Annotated in this window: 17 protein-coding genes; 9 read left to right on the top strand and 8 right to left on the bottom strand. The window is 48.3% G+C overall.

What is annotated here, in order from left to right:
* Nucleotides 1-125 precede the first annotated feature (125 nt).
* From DWY79_RS08110 to DWY79_RS08085, 6 genes are all read left to right on the top strand, one after another.
* A complete protein-coding gene (locus tag DWY79_RS08110; RefSeq protein ID WP_008771771.1) occupies nucleotides 126-665 on the top strand; it encodes an FHA domain-containing protein in 540 nt (179 codons plus the stop codon).
* 339 nt (nucleotides 666-1,004) lie between these two features.
* Nucleotides 1,005-2,204 carry an MFS transporter gene (locus DWY79_RS08105; protein WP_005868019.1) on the top strand — a complete coding sequence of 400 codons (1,200 nt, stop codon included), beginning with the start codon at nucleotides 1,005-1,007 and terminating at the stop codon, nucleotides 2,202-2,204.
* Between the two features lie 61 nt (nucleotides 2,205-2,265).
* Nucleotides 2,266-3,708 (top strand): TolC family protein, encoded by a 1,443-nt coding sequence (locus tag DWY79_RS08100; RefSeq protein WP_034531167.1) that lies wholly within the window; start codon nucleotides 2,266-2,268, stop codon nucleotides 3,706-3,708.
* A 34-nt stretch (nucleotides 3,709-3,742) separates the two neighbouring features.
* Entirely contained in the window at nucleotides 3,743-4,729 is a 987-nt protein-coding gene (locus DWY79_RS08095; protein WP_005868022.1) for an HlyD family secretion protein, read from the top strand.
* A 125-nt stretch (nucleotides 4,730-4,854) separates the two neighbouring features.
* The gene (locus DWY79_RS08090; protein ID WP_005868023.1) at nucleotides 4,855-6,030 is read left to right on the top strand and encodes an ABC transporter permease; all 1,176 of its coding nucleotides are present in this window, start codon (nucleotides 4,855-4,857) and stop codon (nucleotides 6,028-6,030) included.
* The gene (locus DWY79_RS08085) at nucleotides 6,014-7,222 is read left to right on the top strand and encodes an ABC transporter permease (protein WP_005855888.1); all 1,209 of its coding nucleotides are present in this window, start codon (nucleotides 6,014-6,016) and stop codon (nucleotides 7,220-7,222) included. Before DWY79_RS08090 ends, DWY79_RS08085 begins: the two co-directional genes overlap by 17 nt.
* Here the strand turns inward: DWY79_RS08085 and DWY79_RS08080 are convergent.
* A complete protein-coding gene (locus DWY79_RS08080; RefSeq protein WP_122369185.1) occupies nucleotides 7,214-7,939 on the bottom strand; it encodes an MBL fold metallo-hydrolase in 726 nt (241 codons plus the stop codon). The genes DWY79_RS08085 and DWY79_RS08080 overlap by 9 nt on opposite strands.
* 125 nt (nucleotides 7,940-8,064) lie before the next feature.
* On the opposite strand from DWY79_RS08080, the gene DWY79_RS08075 reads away from it, so the two are divergent.
* Nucleotides 8,065-9,792 carry a tetratricopeptide repeat-containing serine protease family protein gene (locus tag DWY79_RS08075; RefSeq protein WP_122369170.1) on the top strand — a complete coding sequence of 576 codons (1,728 nt, stop codon included), beginning with the start codon at nucleotides 8,065-8,067 and terminating at the stop codon, nucleotides 9,790-9,792.
* Between the two features lie 18 nt (nucleotides 9,793-9,810).
* Nucleotides 9,811-10,014, top strand: a complete 204-nt coding sequence (locus tag DWY79_RS22490; protein ID WP_147431803.1) for a hypothetical protein — start codon at nucleotides 9,811-9,813, stop codon at nucleotides 10,012-10,014.
* Here the strand turns inward: DWY79_RS22490 and DWY79_RS08070 are convergent.
* From DWY79_RS08070 to DWY79_RS08060, 3 genes are all read right to left on the bottom strand, one after another.
* Complete coding sequence (locus DWY79_RS08070) at nucleotides 10,001-10,711, bottom strand: phosphatase (RefSeq protein WP_005868026.1); 711 nt, start codon at nucleotides 10,709-10,711, stop codon at nucleotides 10,001-10,003. The genes DWY79_RS22490 and DWY79_RS08070 overlap by 14 nt on opposite strands.
* Nucleotides 10,708-12,327: a ribosomal protection-like ABC-F family protein gene (gene abc-f, locus DWY79_RS08065; protein WP_122369169.1), complete on the bottom strand. Its 1,620-nt coding sequence runs from the start codon at nucleotides 12,325-12,327 to the stop codon at nucleotides 10,708-10,710. Before abc-f ends, DWY79_RS08070 begins: the two co-directional genes overlap by 4 nt.
* Nucleotides 12,328-12,627: 300 nt before the next feature.
* The gene (locus DWY79_RS08060; RefSeq protein ID WP_005868028.1) at nucleotides 12,628-13,080 is read right to left on the bottom strand and encodes a copper resistance protein NlpE; all 453 of its coding nucleotides are present in this window, start codon (nucleotides 13,078-13,080) and stop codon (nucleotides 12,628-12,630) included.
* Between the two features lie 163 nt (nucleotides 13,081-13,243).
* Here DWY79_RS08060 and DWY79_RS08055 point away from each other — a divergent pair, with 163 nt between their 5' ends.
* Nucleotides 13,244-13,420, top strand: a complete 177-nt coding sequence (locus DWY79_RS08055; protein WP_122369168.1) for a DUF4250 domain-containing protein — start codon at nucleotides 13,244-13,246, stop codon at nucleotides 13,418-13,420.
* Nucleotides 13,421-13,557: 137 nt separating this feature from the next.
* Here DWY79_RS08055 and DWY79_RS08050 read toward each other — a convergent pair whose 3' ends face one another.
* The 4 genes from DWY79_RS08050 to DWY79_RS08035 form a co-directional block, all read right to left on the bottom strand.
* On the bottom strand, nucleotides 13,558-14,418 hold the full coding sequence (locus tag DWY79_RS08050) for a nitroreductase family protein (RefSeq protein ID WP_122369167.1): 861 nt from the start codon (nucleotides 14,416-14,418) through the stop codon (nucleotides 13,558-13,560).
* 94 nt (nucleotides 14,419-14,512) lie between these two features.
* Nucleotides 14,513-15,514 carry a GGGtGRT protein gene (locus tag DWY79_RS08045; protein WP_005855903.1) on the bottom strand — a complete coding sequence of 334 codons (1,002 nt, stop codon included), beginning with the start codon at nucleotides 15,512-15,514 and terminating at the stop codon, nucleotides 14,513-14,515.
* Nucleotides 15,515-15,523: 9 nt separating this feature from the next.
* Complete coding sequence (locus DWY79_RS08040) at nucleotides 15,524-15,715, bottom strand: hypothetical protein (RefSeq protein ID WP_005855905.1); 192 nt, start codon at nucleotides 15,713-15,715, stop codon at nucleotides 15,524-15,526.
* Nucleotides 15,708-16,400, bottom strand: coding sequence for an iron-sulfur cluster assembly scaffold protein (locus DWY79_RS08035; protein WP_005855907.1), 693 nt, complete (start codon nucleotides 16,398-16,400; stop codon nucleotides 15,708-15,710). The genes DWY79_RS08040 and DWY79_RS08035 overlap by 8 nt, the downstream gene beginning before the upstream one ends.
* Between the last annotated feature and the right edge of the window lie 98 nt (nucleotides 16,401-16,498).

Below are 16,498 nucleotides of genomic sequence, written 5' to 3'. Positions count from 1 at the left end.
GCTGTCCGTGATGGATAGCCTTTTTTGTTTCAAAAAATCATAACCATGAGATTTTAGGAGTGTAGCTGAAGGTTTTTTCGTAAATTTGCGCTCCGTTTGTAATACTAGATCCTGTATTTAAGTGTATGAAAAGAGTATTCTGTCCAAAATGTGATAATCAGTTGTCTTTTGATGAGACCAAATATCCGGAAGGGAAGGTATTAGCCTTCGTCTGTCCGCAGTGTGGAGCGCAATTTAAGATTAAATTGGGCCGAAAGGTGGTGAAGACGGCTACCGGTGAGGAAAAAGAGGTGAAGGAACCGGATTTCTCTTGTGGTTATATTACCATTATCGAGAATGGTTTTGCTTTTAAGCAAGATCTACCATTAGTGATGGGAGATAATGTGATTGGTCGCCGTAATAAGGATACGGAAGGTGTAGATGTCCCTATTATCACGAGCGATCCAAGTATGGGGCGTAAGCATTGTGTGATTAATGTAAAGAAAGACACTAATGGCAAGTTCGTTTATATGGTGCGTGACTTTCCTAGCTTGACCGGGACTTTTGTGAAAAATGTATTGGTCGGTAAAAAAGAACAAGTACGTATCGGGGAGGGTACGATCGTAACGATTGGCGCTACTACTTTTATCTTACATTCGGCGAACGAGGGAGAAGAAGAGGAATAAATATAAAAAACTTCAGAGGCTGTTCCCGTTAATGATCTCGATCTTTAACTTCGGGTCGGAATGATGGCAGATAAGGGATTTTGGCGTTTGTTTTGGGAGTGAGTTATAAGATATATGCTCATTCCGGGATACAGCTCTGAAGTATCACTGAGAAAACAAGGCTCATAGGTATTAAGATTAAGCCGATTAACATAAAGAAATGAAAAGAACCGAAAGAATAGTTGTATTAACTATGGTTAAAATAGGCTCTTAGGGTTTGTTTTTCTAGAAATTAGCTAACTTTTTGTGTGGTTTTTGAAATGTTAATGAGCACGAGGTTAAATAGAAATATGGACAGTCATGGAGCAGGTTCCTAAACAACAGCCGGTAAATAAAACAGCATTCCGGGTATTGGTGGCGTTAAGTGTTACGCATTGTTTGAATGATTCGTTGCAATCCGTTATCTCGGCGGTTTATCCACTTTTCAAGGATGATTTAGCGTTGAGCTTCGCCCAAATCGGGTTGATTACGCTTGTTTATCAATTATCCGCTTCTGTTTTCCAGCCTATAACCGGTTTGGTTTTTGATAAGCGTCCCGTGGCTTGGTCGTTACCTATTGGTATGAGTTTTACGTTGGTCGGCTTGTTGAATCTCGCTTTTTCCTCTACGCTCCATTGGGTCTTGATCTCCGTATTCTTGATAGGTATCGGGTCTTCGGTTTTGCATCCGGAAGCGTCCCGGATTACCTCGCTAGCGTCGGGAGGGCGTAGGGGATTGGCACAATCGCTTTTTCAAGTGGGTGGTAATTTGGGCGGATCGTTAGGTCCGCTACTGGTTGCTTTATTGGTGGCGCCTTATGGACGGACTCATATCGCTTTGTTTTCTATACTGGCATTCGTCGCTATTTTGGTGATGATTCCTATCTGCCGTTGGTATAAGGCGTATTTGAGTCGGGTGAAATGGCAGAAGAAGTCGGGTGAGACGCATGTGGAGATGCCTCTTTCTTTGGGAAAAACAGTCTTTTCGATCTCGATATTGCTGACCTTGATTTTCTCTAAATATATCTATATGGCTAGTTTGAATAGCTACTATACCTTTTACTTGATCCATAAATTTGGGGTGAGTGTACAGACTTCGCAGATCTGTTTGTTCGTCTTCCTGATCGCTACGGCCATGGGAACTTTGGCGGGTGGTCCTATCGGTGATAAGATAGGACGGAAATATGTGATTTGGGGATCGATTCTAGGGGCAGCCCCATTTAGCTTGTTGATGCCGCATGTGGGATTCGTTTGGACGATCGTGCTTAGTTTTTGCGTGGGGTTGGTCTTATCATCGGCGTTCCCGGCTATTTTGTTGTATGCGCAAGAGTTGCTTCCTTATAAATTAGGTCTTATCTCGGGACTTTTCTTTGGATTTGCTTTCGGTGTGGCGGGTATAGCCTCGGCCGTATTAGGAAATATGGCGGATCATTATGGAATAGAGGCTGTCTACAACGTATGTGGCTTCATGCCTCTTTTAGGACTGGTTACTTGGTTCCTTCCCAACTTGAAAAAGAAGTAAAAACAATCCTCCCTTTTTCGCTGTTATTACTCCAACTGAACGTCAATTACTAAATGAGTTTATGGTGAGTAATATAGTATCTTACAGTATTCTTTTGCTGTATCTTCTTCCATGCGCTTCATGGAGCCAAGGGAACGATGTGGATTTAAGCTTGGAACAATCTCTCGACCTGCTTCATAAGGAAAATAAAAGCTTGAAAATAGCCGGGAAAGAAGTGGAATGGGCTCGGAATGAGCATCAAAAGCTAAACGCTTTTTGGTATCCGTCGGTGAACGCCGCGGGTGCTTTCGTACATATGTCGAATCCGATAGAGGTACGGCAGTCGCTGAGTAAATATACGGAACCGGCGAAGGAGTTTGTCCATAATTATATCCCGGATAATGAGTTGATCATGTCGGTATTGGATAAGATCGGGCAAGGTACTTTCTCGCTTCCGCTGATCTCCCAAAACATCACTTCTATAGACGCTACGGTGACGTGGCCTGTTTTCACGGGAGGAAAACGTATCTACGCGAACAAGATCGGAAAGACGATGGTCTCTATAGCGGAGGTGAATAGGAGCCAAGTGGATGCTAACCAACAATCCTTATTGATCGAGGCTTATTTCGGGCTTCGTCTGGGACAAAGCGTGGTGGACGTAAAAACAGAAGTGTACAATTCTTTGAAAACCCATTATGACCAAGCCCTTAAATTAGAGCAAAACGGGATGATCAATCGGGCCGAGCGTCTGTTCGCTCAGGTGAGTATGGACGAGGCGAAACGAGAACTGGAATCGGCCCGTAAGGATTTAGCGGTCGCCCAACAGGCGTTTAAAAGCTTGATTAATATGGAGGAGGGGAGCGACGTACGTACCACGACTCCTTTATTTATTAATGAGGCGCTTCCTCCGGCCCAATACTTCAAGGATCTGGTTCCGATGAATAATTATATAGTCAATCAATTGAAATTGCAGCAGGTTGTAGCCGATAATCAACTAAAGATCGGCCGGTCCGCTTATGTCCCGAATATCGCTTTATTCGGCAAACAGACTTTGTACGCTGATGGACTGGATAAATATTTGTTGCCTCGTACGATGGTAGGAGTTGGTTTTACGTGGAATATTTTTGATGGCTTGAACCGGGAGAAAACCATCCGGCAGGCAAAGATCGCTAGTCAGTCGCTTCGTTTGGGTAAGGAGAAGGCGATTACGGATCTGGAGGTCGGTATCGATAAATTCTACAGCCAGCTACAAAATGCCTTGGACAATGTAAAAGCTTTGGATACGACGATCGAGATGAGCCGGGAACTGGTCCGGGTGCGGAAGAAATCTTTCCAAGAGGGAATGGCTACTTCTACGGAGGTAGTCGATGCTGAGGTTATGCTGGCGAAGGTGAAGACCGCTTTTCTTTTGGCTTATTATCAGTATGATGTAGCCTTGATTAATCTGCTGTCTGTCTGCGGTACGCCGGAGCAGTTCCACCAATACAAGATGGAGGGAAAGACCGAGGAGCTTTTGGGGAATTGAAAATTGAGAATTGAAAATTGAAAATTTAGGGGTTATGGATAAAACTAAGAGATATTTGAGTGTGGCCTTCGTCGCAGTCTTGGCGATTGTTATAGTTGTCTCGTTGATCGGGATGATCTTGTTGAAAAAGAAGCCGGTGATCTTGCAAGGGCAGATCGAGGCAACGGAAATACGTATCTCCGGTAAGTTACCGGGGCGTATCGATACCTTTCTGGTAAAAGAGGGACAGAATGTACGCCAAGGCGATACCTTGGTAGTCATCAATAGTCCGGAGGCGTTGGCTAAATATCAACAGGTGAACGCCATGGAGAACATAGCGAAGTATCAGCACCAGAAAGTGGATGAGGGTACACGAAAGCAAATCATCGCTTCCTTGCAACAATTGTGGAATAAATCCAAATCGGATTTACAATTGGCGAAGATTACCTATGATCGGGTCAATGCCTTGTATAAAGATAGCGTGGTAACCTCACAGCGTAAAGATGAGGTGGAGGCCATGTATAAAGCGGCTGAGGCCGCCGAACGTGCCGCTTATAGCCAATATCAAATGGCGGTAGACGGGGCGCAGATACAAGATAAGGAGAGCGCCCGCTCGTTGGTGACGGCGGCGCAAGGAACCGTGGAGGAGGTGGCGGCTCTCTTACAGGACGCTCGGTTGACGGCTCCGGAATCCGGACAAATCTCAGCTATTTTCCCGAAACGGGGAGAGTTGGTTGGGGCCGGGATGCCAATCATGAACTTAGTCGTATTAGATGACGTGCATGTGGTATTGAACGTACGTGAGGATCGTTTGCCTTTATTTAAGATGGGAGGAACGTTTGTCGCCGATGTACCGGCGATCGATAAGAAGGATATTGAGTTCAAGATCAATTATATCAGTCCGTTGGGCAGTTTCGCTACTTGGAAATCTACCAAGCAGACTGGTAGCTATGACTTGCGGACCTTCGAGATACATGCCTTACCGGTGGAGAAGGTGGAGGGATTGCGTCCCGGTATGTCCGTACTCTATCAACTCCCTTGATACTATCCAGTTGTAGAGACGGAGCGTGCTCCGTCTCATCCCCTCGAAATAGTATTTAAAGTTACTGTCGGACGGTGGGAGACGGGGCACGCCCCGTCTCTACAACTAAATAATTTATTGTCGCTATGCTAAAGAAGAGTCCTTTCTATATGGTTTTACGTCGGGAACTGGATCGCATGGTTTCCCGGAGGTTATATTTCGGGGTGTGTATCGTGTTGCCTTTGTTCTGTATATTCTTCATGTCTACGATTTTCGGAAGCGGGCAGATGGAGAACATACCGATAGCGGTAGTGGACCAAGACAACACCTCCATGTCCCGGGAGATCATCCGGCAGGTAGAGGCGGTACCGACTTTCCGGGTAACCCGGCATTATACGGACCAAGAGACCGCTCGCCATGCTACCCAAGCAAAAGAAATCTACGGTTATTTAGTGATCCCCAATCAGTTTGAGGCGGATGCCACGGCGGGGCGTGACGCTACTTTATCGTATTATTACCACTATGCCTTGTTGAGCGTGGGCGGTGAGGTACGTGGGGCCTTCGAGACCCTGCTGCGTACGCTTTCCCTCGCCCCGGTGGTTGTGCAAGCTACGGCGATGGGGCTGGGGGAGAATCAGATAACCACCTTCCTATTACCGGTACGATCCAGTAGCCACCCGCTGTTCAACCCGGATCTGGATTATTCCGTTTATCTGAGCAATCCTTTTTTCTTTGTCTTTTTCCAAGTGATCATTTTGCTGGTTACGGTGTACGCTATCGGTAGCGAGATCAAGTTCCGGACAGGCGATGAGTGGCTGGAGGCGGCACGGATGAACATGTTCGTGGCGGTGGTGGGCAAACTGCTCCCTTATACGATTATCTTTTGTATCATGAGCGTCTTCGCTAACTATATCATGTTCGGGGTCATGCATATTCCTTTCGCTTGCGGTTTCTGGCCATTGAACTTGACGGCGATCTTATTCGTGGTCGCTACGCAAGCGTTGGCGGTATTCCTGTTCTCGTTGTTTCCCGCTATAGCGATCGTGATTAGCGTGGTGTCGATGGTCGGTTCGCTGGGGGCTACTTTATGCGGCGTTACTTTCCCGGTCGATTCCATGTACGCTCCCGTACATTACGCCTCGTACCTGTTTCCGGTACGGCATTTCGTGGAGATCAACCAGAACTTATTGTATGGCGATTACGGATTCCCTTATACATGGGTAAACGTAAGTTCGTTGTTTGCGTTTATGTTATTGGCATTGGTGCTGTTGCCACATTTGAAAACCGCTATTTTAAGTCATAAATATGAGAACATCCGATAATATGAAAGGAACCTTGGCGGATATCGCTTCCTTGGTCAAGGACGAGTTTAAGACGATCTCCACGAGCTACGCTATCTTGCTCGTCTTGGTAGGAGGTATATTTCTCTATGGCCTGCTGTATAATTATATGTATGCCCCGGATCTGGTGCGTAACGCCCCGGTGGTAGTCGTCGATGACTCAAAGACCGACTTGAGCCGGGAGTACATCCGTTTGCTGAACGCCACTCCGCAAGTCTCGGTAATCGCCGATGGTTTGGATTACGCCGAGGCGCAGGAGTGGATGAAGGAGGGGGATGCCGTAGGTATCTTGTATCTTCCCTCTGATTTCGAGACCCGGGTGGCACGAGGGAATGAGTCCCTGTTTATCATGTACCAGACGACAAGCGCTTTCCTATATTATATGGCGATGCAGGAGGCTTCCAGCGGTGCCATGTTGGCGTTGAACGATCGGTATCGTCCGGAGATGTTGGTGTTCTTGCCCCAGCAAGACGCTTCCAAGATCGTTTCGGCGCAACCCATATCAGTGGTCGGGACGGCGTTGTATAATTTTACGGAAGGATATGGAACCTATTTGATCCCGGCGGTATTGATCGTCATTATGTTCCAGACCTTGTTGATGGTGATCGGTATGATAAGCGGGGAAGAGCGGGATTCGGGTACCATCGTTCGTTTCGCCTCCGAGGGATTATCCTTTGGCCGGATCGCTAGGGTGATAATCAGCAAGACCTTTGTGTATTGCGTATTGTATACGATTTTCGCTTTGTTCTTGTTGGGCTTGATACCTCTATTGTTTGGCCTGCCGGATATCGGTAATTATCTGAACACCTTGATCCTGCTGATACCCTTCCTGTTGGCTACCAGCTTCTTTGGGCTGGCCGCCTCTTATTTCTTTACGGACTCGGAGGCTCCGTTATTGATGATCGCTTTCTTCTCGGTAGGCTTGATCTTCCTTTCCGGAGTCTCTTATCCCTTGGAATTGATGCCTTGGTATTGGCAAATGGCCCATTATATCATTCCGGCGGCTCCCGCTACGCTGGCCTATGTACAGCTCAACTCGATGGGAGCGTCGATTGAGCAAGTCGGTGTGGAGTACGTGACGTTGTGGGTACAATGTGTCGTTTATTTCCTCTTGGCTTGCTGGGTGTACCGGCGGAATATCTTAAAGGCGAGCCGTGCCTTGTCGTCATTGTAGCTCCCGTATCCTAACGTCGATGCCGCTACCTTTCAAGGCGTCTTTCAACTCGCCGATCTTCGTATCCCCGTAATGGTAAGGGTATAGGATTTTAGGCGAGAACATCTGGGCCGCTTTAGCCGCTTGCGGGACGGTCATGGTATAAGGCTGGTTGACGGGAAGGAAAGCGATATCGATGTCTTTCAGGTCTTTCATCTCCGGGATGTCTTCCGTATCACCGGCTATATAGACTCTTAGTCCGTCGAACGTGAGGATATAGCCATTATCCCGGTGGCGGGGATGATATTTATCCCGGCCGGGCGTGGTGTTATAGGCGGGGATGGCCTCTATCTTCATATAGCTGATGGAGGTATCCGTATCGCCGTTTTTTAGGACCTTCCCTTTTCCCAGCTTCTTTTGGCTATTCTCGTTGGCGATGATTTCCGTACCGCTTTTCTCGATGGCTTGTATCGCTTTCGGGTCCAGATGGTCGCCATGCTCGTGGGTGATCAAGATGATATCGGCTTTCGGGAAAGTCGTATAATCGGCGTATTCGGAGACAGGATCTACCTGTATCGAATGATTGTCGTACGTAAGCATCAGGCTGCCGTGCTTGATGAACGTGATGATCAGTTCTTTTCCGCTCTTGGTCTTGAAAGAATCCGAGGCGAAGTTACTAGCGGAGGCTAAGCTCGCCATGAATAAACTACACATAAGCATACATGATTTTAGTCTCATAATCTCGCGGTTTTTTATAAGTGTTTCCGCGAATATACTCATAATAGATTAATTCCCTAATTTGTTCGCCTATCCGGTATAAATATTTACATTTGCGACGTATATTCTGATAACATGAAAACGAAATGAGAAGAATTGTTCTGTTGATTACGATTTGTTGCCAAGTATTTTGGGTGGCGGCGCAAAAGAAAGCGCCCAAATGGATGGATAAGCAACGAAAGGCGGTGGTTACCGTCACTACTTATGGAAAAGATAACCAGAAGAAAGCGTCTGGTACGGGATTTTTCATTACCGAGACCGGTGAGGCGTTGTCCGGCTATTCCTTGTTTAAGGACGCGGCGAGGGCGACCGTGACCGACGCCGACGGAAAAGAATATCCGGTAAGCCGCATCTTGGGGGCTGATGAATTATATGACGTGATCAAGTTCAAGGTAGAGGTTCCGAAGAAAGCTGTGTTCTTGCCGATCGCCCGTGAGCCGATCTCGCGAGGAGTTACCGCTTATCTGATGCCTTACTCGACCGGTAAGATCACGAAGTTCGGGGAAGGACCGGTCTCGGAGGTCAGTAAGTTGAAGGAGCCGTTCAGCTATTATAAATTGTCGATGGCGCTGGAGAGCGGGCAGGTAAACGCTCCTGTATTGACGGCGGACGGCGAGGTGTTCGGCTTGGCGCAGGAAGACGCGTCGGGGAAGAAGGAAGATTCCTACGCGGTCTCGGCGGGATACGCGAATAGCTTGACGATTCAGTCGGCGGACGCCTTTAATTCCACCTATAGCCGGATTGGTATCCGGAAGGCGTGGCCGTCGGACGCGAGCCAAGCGCAGCTCTCCTTATACCTGATGGCAAGCTCGCAAGACCCGAAGACGTATCTGGCTACCTTGAATGATTTCATCGCCACTTTCCCGGATTCTCCCGACGGGTATTTGAACCGTGCCAATCATTACGCTTACCACCGTGCGGATCTGGCTCCTACGGAGGCCGAGCAGGGGGCTTATCTGGATAAGGCGTTGGAAGATATAAACACGGCTTCCCGCTTCAGCGAGCGGAAAGGGGATATCTGGTTCAACCGAGCCAAGCTGATCTACGGCGTGGCCGCCGCGGATACGACCTTGAATAAGGAGCAGTGGACCGTCGATGCCGCTACCGAGGCGATACAAAAAGCGATCGGGGAGGAGGACTTGCCGGTCTATCGCCAATTGGAAGGGGACATCCATTTTTATAAAGGAGATTTCGAGCAGGCGTTCGATGATTATATGAAGGTGAACGATAGCGATATGGCATCCTCTACCTCTTGGTATTGGGCGGCGAAGGCGAAGGCGAATATCCGGGGCGCTAACTTCGGGGATATCATCGCCTTGCTGGATAGCGCCATCGCCAAATGCGGGAACCCGCCAACGAACGAGGCCGCTCCCTATATCTTGGAACGGGTGGATCTCCGCTTGAAACTGATGCAATACAAGGAGGCCGTGGACGATTATGATTTATACTACGATCTCTTGAAAGGACAGGTCGGCGACCGCTTCTTCTATTACCGCGAGCAAGCGAAGTTCCGCATGAACGATTTCCCCGGCGCCTTGGCCGATATCCAATCCGCGATCCGCTTGAATCCGGGCGACCCAACTTATCCGGCGGAGGAAGCGTCCGTATATATCCGTATGGAAAACTATGATCAGGCGTTGAGGAGCTTGGAGAATGCCTTGCGGATCGCTCCGGATTTCGCCTCTTGCTACCGTCTGCGAGGCATCTGCTACGTCCGTCAGGGTAAGAAGGCGGAAGCGTGCGAGGCTTTCAACAAGGCGAAGGAGTTGGGTGATCCTGTCGTGGACAAATTAATAAAGGAACATTGTAAGTGACGAGATATCCGGGCAGGTATGCACGTCCGTATCTACCCGGTTGCAGGTCCGTATCTGTCCGGTTGCAGGTACGTATCTGTCCGGTTGCAGGTACGTATCTGTCCGGTTGCAGGTACGTATCTGCACGGATGCACGTCCGTATCTACCTCGCTGCAGGTCCGTATCTGCGCGGTTGCAGGAATGTATCTGCCCGGATGTAAGGCACCGCTTATCTCCCTATGAACTTCTTGAACGCCTCTACCTTGTCGTTCAATATCAATTCCTCCGGAAATCGTGTCTCTTGCAATAACTCGTAGATATGATCGTACCGGGCTATATCGAAAGATATATGCGCGTCGCTACCTAAAATCACAGGAACCTCGTATTTCTTGCATAGGCGCAAGATCGTGAGGTTATTATCTCTGGCGGTGAGTTTCTTGCGGACCGGGTTGAGAGAGCTGTTGTTGATCTCCAGCAACGTGTGATGCTCTTTGGACGCTAATACGATAGGCTCGAAATCCACCTCGGCCGTACCGTCTCCCGGGTGACTGATGATGTGGACATGCGGGTTGCGGATCGCCCCGATCATCGCCTCCGTGTTCTGCTCGACCGTTCCCGGTTTGTAGCAAAGCGAGTGGATGCCCGCTATCCGGATATCCAGCATAGGGAAGTACTCCTCGCCCAGATCGATCGTACCCTTATAATCGATGATGTTCAATTCCGCCCCGAGCAATAACTCGACACCGTATATCCGGCGGGGAACCACGTGCAGGTTGCGGAAGTAAATCGGGGAGCACGTCCCCGGTATGCCGGGGGCATGCTCTGTTATACCTAGTAACTTCAATCCTTTCTCGGAGGCGGCCGCTGCCATTTCTTGCAGGGTGCTAAAGGCATGCCCACTGGCTACCGTATGGGTATGCACGTCAAGTAACGTCTTCATAAATTCGTCTTTAACCTACCCGCGAAGGTAGTTATTATTTGGTGGATACCCAATTCCCGGATAAAATAAGCGTCGTGCGAGATCAGCAAGATCGTGCCCCTGTACGCACGGATCATGGAGGTGATAATTTCGATGCTTTGGATGTCGAGATTATTGGTCGGCTCATCTAGGATAAACAGGTCCGGAGTCTGGTTACTGATCATCAAGCAACAGAATGCCAACCTCATTTTCTCGCCTCCGCTCAGCTTCCCGCAGCTCTTCTCCCACGTGTCGTGCGGGAAGAGGAAACGGTTTAGCAATGTCTTGATCTCGTGCTCTTGGAAATGACGCTCGTTGAAGGCTTGCGCTTGCTCGTACACCGTCCGGTCGTTCCGGACGATCGAGTATTCTTGGTCGATATAGATAGAGGAGAAATCCGCACGGATCAAGGAACCGCTACGAGGCGGTAACTGGCCGGTAATCAACTTCAGCAAAGTCGTCTTGCCTGAACCGTTATCGCCTTGTATCAGCCACCGTTCCCCACTCTTGATCTGGAAGCTCATCGGGGAGGGCCATAGATCGCCGGCCTCGGCGTAACCGAAATTGATCTCCTTGGCGGTAACCAATATCTTGCCTTCGTGTAAGCCGGATGCGCTGAAATCCAGTTTCATGCCTTGAAGGTCGGGTAGGGAGGAGCGCATTCGCTTTAGCTCGTTGGCTAGGTTCTCCATCTTGTCCTCGTGAACCTCTTTTAGTTTGGAGGCGCTTTTCTCGGCGTTCTCCTTCAATCCGCCCATCATGATCCGGGGGATTCCTTTCCGGACGCTTTGCTTCTCTCCCCGGGATTCATGCTTTTGTTTTCGCTCGGCTACCTCACGGGCGGTCTTCCTGACCCTGCGAAGCTCTTTCTCCTTCGCTTCCAGTCTCTCTTGCATGGACGCCTGTTCCTGCTCTTTTTGTTCCTTGTAGAAATCATAATTCCCCCCGTAAAGGGTGATCCCCCCGACGGATAATTCCGCTATGGAAGATAATAGGTTCAATAAGGTACGATCGTGGCTGACGACCAGCAAGGTGATACGGCAAGACGTGATGAAATCGTATAACTTCTCCCGGCTACGCCTATCCAGATGGTTGGTCGGCTCATCCAATAGCAGGATCGAGGGTTGGTGGATCTCGATTCCGGAGAGGAAAACCTTGGTTTTCTCGCCTCCGCTTAATGTGCGCATCGGTTGGGAAAGGAGGATATGCTCCAAACCCCAAGCGTGCAGGGCGGCGAGGCTCCGTTCCTCGATCGTCCAGTCATCCGCCAGCGTATTGAAATTAGAGAGGGAGGCGTCGCCCTCGGTAATCGCCCGCAAGGCTTCTAGTTTCCCGTCGATACGTAGGGCCTGGGCCACCGTCAGGTTATCATATTGCCCGAAATGCTGGGGTACGTAATAGGGTGGGGTCGGATAGATAATCTCCCCTTCCTGCGCTTGCAAGGTTCCAGCCAAGATACGGAGGAAGGTGGATTTTCCCGATCCGTTGTTCCCGACTAAGGCTACCTTTTGCCCCTTGTTGATCGTCAAGTCGATCCCCTTGAATAAGACTTGGTTGTCCGGATGTATATACGTGATTTTTTGCGCTACGATACTCATAGTGTGAACTGATTTAAAATGTGAGATACTAAAATGGATAAGAAATACCGATGATGATCGGTTTCACGATAGCCTCGAATCTGTCGTCACGAAATCAGCTCTATACGGATAGAGGGCTTTCCGGATGGAAAGAACGACATCTTGAGATAAATTAAGCGGCTATTCTCATTGGAGTAATTATATAGTTATATAGGGACGCAAAGGTAGGAATAGTTTTGGGTTTAGGCAAATGAGTATATACTTTCATGTACAAAAGGGTATGCTTTTGCCCTTGAAAGTATATACTTATGGGGATAAATCCTAGAATTTCTTTGTTTGCTTAAGGATATAGAACTTGGCTAAGTCGCCCGTGACGGGTTGCTTCTGCTGGTCCAGCATTTTCAGTTGGCCTTCCTCTACCTTATAATACGTGATGTCTCCCCCTTCTTGTTTCGCCGTCAAGATGTTACCGTCCAGCGTGTAAGTTCCCTTATCATTAAAAATACCGTCTTTCTCGTCAATATATTCGGAGCGGAGGGTAAAGGTTTTATCCTTGTTCAATGTCAAGGTCGTTTTAATACCCGGCGAGCTGGCGGCCGGTAATGTTCCTTCGTAAACACCCCAGTAATCCAAGGAGGTCTCTGCGTTGTGCATATCCGGTACTTGGGCGGTTTCCTGCTTGTTCTTGTCTGTTTGCGTGGCGTCTGCCTTTGGGTTGCCGCTACAGCTGAATAGGGCTGCGGCTACCGCTACTACTAATACATATTTTTTCATGTCATTCAATTGAATTATAAGTTCTCGTTATTTAAAACCAGTTTGTGGGTTGTTTTGTTGCGAACCGATATTCAAATAATAAGGATCGTGTCTGGGTTCCATCTGGCGAAAAAGCATTATCTTTGTGTTGTAAAACATAGATAACATTTTTATTCGTAAGATTATGTCATTACCAAACGATCCGATGATGCTATTCAGCTTCATCAATATGAAACTTCGTGACAATTATCCCTCCCTCGACGATTTATGCGAGGATTTGCAAGTGAACAAGAAATCCCTTCTTACAAAGCTTAAAGACGCTGGTTTCGAATATAGCCCGGAGCATAATAAGTTCTGGTGATCGGGAGTGATCCTAGCCCGGTAAACCTATGAGATTCGAACCATAAGTCAATGACTTACGTATCGTAATCCATTGACTTACGATGCGTAATCCAATGGATCGCACACCCCGGTCGACAAGGTTGTCTCCATCAAGTCTCACTCGATATAGTTCTTGACGATCTCTTTCCGGTCCGTATACTTCGGGTACTTGAAAGCCGGTATGCCGAGCGCCATGATCGCTTGTATCTTGCCGTCGATCCCTAGCGTCTTGGCGAGCGTATCTTTTCCTTCCTGCCGGATGGCGGTGAGCACAAAGCCCATATAGATCTGGCTTACCCCAAGCGATTGCGCCATCAAGGAGGCGTTTTGATAAGCGAGGTTAGCGTCCTCACTTCCGAATCGGTTGGACTTCGGTGTATGGATCAGTAGCAGGGCGGTGGCTTTCCGGAGAATCGGGTCTTTACCCGCCTTGTGTTCCTCTTTCAACCGATTGAATACCGGTACGTATTTATAGACATCCTTCATAAACGGCTTGACCACACATTTCACGACGGGATTCAATAATAGCTTCGCCAAGGAGTCGAACACGCCTATCGTATAATCGCTCACCTGCCGTAGCTTTTGCGGATCGGTGACGACGGTAAACGAGAGGCTTTGGGAGTTTGTCGCCGTCGGTGCGCAATGAGCGGCCTCCACGATCTTGTCCAGCATCTCCTTGGGGACGGGCCTCGAGGTCAATGTCCGGTTGGAACGGCGTGACTTGATCAGCAACATCACCTGATCCGGCGTAGGCATCTGGCTGTAATCGATCGTGTGCGTTTTCTCCGGCGGGAATTCGCTGTGCGACACGGAGCCCGTCGGACATACGTCCACGCAATGCCCGCAAACGATGCAGCTTTCCACACGTACCAGCCCGATCGTCTCTCCGGCCCTTTCTTGCGTGAATATATCCGAAGGGCATACCCGTACGCATTTCCCGCATTTGATGCAACTCTCTTGGTCTATGTTTAGTGTCATCCTTTTCCTCCTTTTGATAAGTAAAATAAAAACTCCTGCAACCATCAAGATTACAGGAGTCTATATATAAACAATTATTTTATTGTTTAGTTGATTACTTCTTCATAGCTTCCTCGATAGCAACCGCTACGGCAACCGTAGCACCTACCATCGGGTTGTTACCCATACCCAAGAAGCCCATCATTTCTACGTGAGCAGGTACGGAAGAAGAACCGGCGAACTGAGCGTCACCGTGCATACGGCCCATTGTGTCCGTCATACCATAAGAAGCAGGACCAGCGGCCATGTTGTCCGGGTGCAAAGTACGGCCCGTACCACCACCAGAAGCAACAGAGAAATACGGGTGACCGTTCTCCATACATTCTTTCTTATAAGTACCGGCTACCGGGTGTTGGAAACGAGTCGGGTTCGTAGAGTTACCCGTGATAGATACGTCAACACCTTCCTTACGCATGATAGCCACACCCTCGCGAACGTCGTCAGCGCCGTAGCACTTAACTTTCGCACGAAGACCGTTAGAGTAAGCTTTCTCCTCGATAACGTTCACCTCACCTGTCATGTAGTCGAACTGAGTCTGTACATACGTGAAACCGTTGATACGAGAGATGATCTTAGCGGCATCCTTACCTAAACCGTTCAAGATAACACGCAACGGCTCTTTACGAACCTTGTTTGCCATCTCGGCGATCTTGATAGCGCCCTCAGCTGCGGCGAAAGACTCGTGTCCAGCCAAGAAAGCGAAACACTTCGTCTCCTCGCGAAGCAAACGAGCGGCCAAGTTACCGTGGCCGATACCCACCTTACGGTCATCCGCAACAGAACCAGCGATACAGAATGCCTGCAAACCGATACCGATAGCCTCGGCAGCCTCGGCAGCGTTCGTACAACCTTTCTTGATAGCGATAGCGGCACCTACTACGTAAGCCCAGCAAGCGTTCTCGAAACAGATCGGTTGAGTTTCCTTACACATTGTATAAGGGTCGATACCCTTAGCATCGCAGATAGCCTTTGCGTCTTCGATACCGTTGATACCATATTCGTTTAATACCGCGTTGATATGATCAATACGACGGTCATAACTTTCAAATAAAGCCATATTATTTTTTTACTTTTTAAAATTCTTATTTACTAGGAATAAAGATATCAGAAAGTTGAAAACCAATACACCGCCACAACAAGCCACGTAAAACGCCAACCACGGTTTCTCCGGCTTCATCACGAAATACGTGATAAGCGTAGCCACAGCCGTGATAACGCTCAGCCCGATGAGGACACGTGTAAATGTTTTCTTATTCATTACGAGGATCGATATATTTTACAGCTTCTTTGAAACGACCGTAAGAGCCTTTCGCCTTTTCCAGTGCCTCGTTAGCGTCCATACCCTTCTTAACCATATCCATGAATTTACCCAAGTGGATGAATTCATAACCGATTACTTCGTCATCAGCGTCTAATGCCATGCGCGTGCAATATCCCTCGGCCATCTCCAAGTAGCGGGGACCTTTAGCCAATGTACCGAACATCGTACCCACTTGGCTACGCAAACCTTTACCAAGGTCTTCCAAGCCAGCGCCTACAGGCAGACCTCCCTCTGAGAAAGCGGACTGTGTACGACCGTAGACGATCTGCAAGAACAACTCGCGCATAGCGGTGTTGATAGCGTCACAAACAAGGTCTGTGTTCAATGCTTCCAAAAGGGTTTTACCCGGAAGGATCTCAGAAGCCATAGCAGCTGAGTGAGTCATACCGGAACAACCGATTGTCTCTACAAGAGCCTCTTGGATGATTCCTTCTTTAACGTTTAATGTCAGCTTACATCCACCTTGTTTCGGCGCGCACCAACCGATACCGTGAGTCAAACCAGAGATATCAGTGATCTGAGTTGCTCTAACCCACTTTCCTTCTTCAGGAATCGGAGCGCACTGGTGGTTAGCTCCCTTCTTTACAACACACATGTGTTGAACTTCATGTGAATAAATCATAATCGCTAATTTATTATATTAAAGTGTAATAAAACCTTATGCTAATTTTATAGTAATATCGCTTTCTCTAAAGATCGCACAAAGATAAATTTTTTAAT

The organism is Parabacteroides sp. AF27-14 (assembly GCF_003635425.1).
GTDB lineage: Bacteria > Bacteroidota > Bacteroidia > Bacteroidales > Tannerellaceae > Parabacteroides > Parabacteroides distasonis.
This window is presented reverse-complemented; position numbering and strand designations above follow the sequence as displayed.

Coding starts and splice junctions, on each gene's coding strand:
- DWY79_RS08040 (WP_005855905.1), bottom strand. CDS start 15,715: ATGAATAAGAAAACATTTACACGTGTCCTCATCGGGCTGAGCGTTATC.
- DWY79_RS08080 (WP_122369185.1), bottom strand. CDS start 7,939: ATGAGACTAAAATCATGTATGCTTATGTGTAGTTTATTCATGGCGAGC.
- DWY79_RS08085 (WP_005855888.1), top strand. CDS start 6,014: ATGAGAACATCCGATAATATGAAAGGAACCTTGGCGGATATCGCTTCC.
- DWY79_RS08110 (WP_008771771.1), top strand. CDS start 126: ATGAAAAGAGTATTCTGTCCAAAATGTGATAATCAGTTGTCTTTTGAT.
- DWY79_RS08090 (WP_005868023.1), top strand. CDS start 4,855: ATGCTAAAGAAGAGTCCTTTCTATATGGTTTTACGTCGGGAACTGGAT.
- DWY79_RS08075 (WP_122369170.1), top strand. CDS start 8,065: ATGAGAAGAATTGTTCTGTTGATTACGATTTGTTGCCAAGTATTTTGG.
- DWY79_RS08035 (WP_005855907.1), bottom strand. CDS start 16,400: ATGATTTATTCACATGAAGTTCAACACATGTGTGTTGTAAAGAAGGGA.
- DWY79_RS08055 (WP_122369168.1), top strand. CDS start 13,244: ATGTCATTACCAAACGATCCGATGATGCTATTCAGCTTCATCAATATG.
- abc-f (WP_122369169.1), bottom strand. CDS start 12,327: ATGAGTATCGTAGCGCAAAAAATCACGTATATACATCCGGACAACCAA.
- DWY79_RS08100 (WP_034531167.1), top strand. CDS start 2,266: ATGGTGAGTAATATAGTATCTTACAGTATTCTTTTGCTGTATCTTCTT.
- DWY79_RS08105 (WP_005868019.1), top strand. CDS start 1,005: ATGGAGCAGGTTCCTAAACAACAGCCGGTAAATAAAACAGCATTCCGG.
- DWY79_RS08045 (WP_005855903.1), bottom strand. CDS start 15,514: ATGGCTTTATTTGAAAGTTATGACCGTCGTATTGATCATATCAACGCG.
- DWY79_RS08060 (WP_005868028.1), bottom strand. CDS start 13,080: ATGAAAAAATATGTATTAGTAGTAGCGGTAGCCGCAGCCCTATTCAGC.
- DWY79_RS22490 (WP_147431803.1), top strand. CDS start 9,811: ATGCACGTCCGTATCTACCCGGTTGCAGGTCCGTATCTGTCCGGTTGC.
- DWY79_RS08095 (WP_005868022.1), top strand. CDS start 3,743: ATGGATAAAACTAAGAGATATTTGAGTGTGGCCTTCGTCGCAGTCTTG.
- DWY79_RS08070 (WP_005868026.1), bottom strand. CDS start 10,711: ATGAAGACGTTACTTGACGTGCATACCCATACGGTAGCCAGTGGGCAT.
- DWY79_RS08050 (WP_122369167.1), bottom strand. CDS start 14,418: ATGACACTAAACATAGACCAAGAGAGTTGCATCAAATGCGGGAAATGC.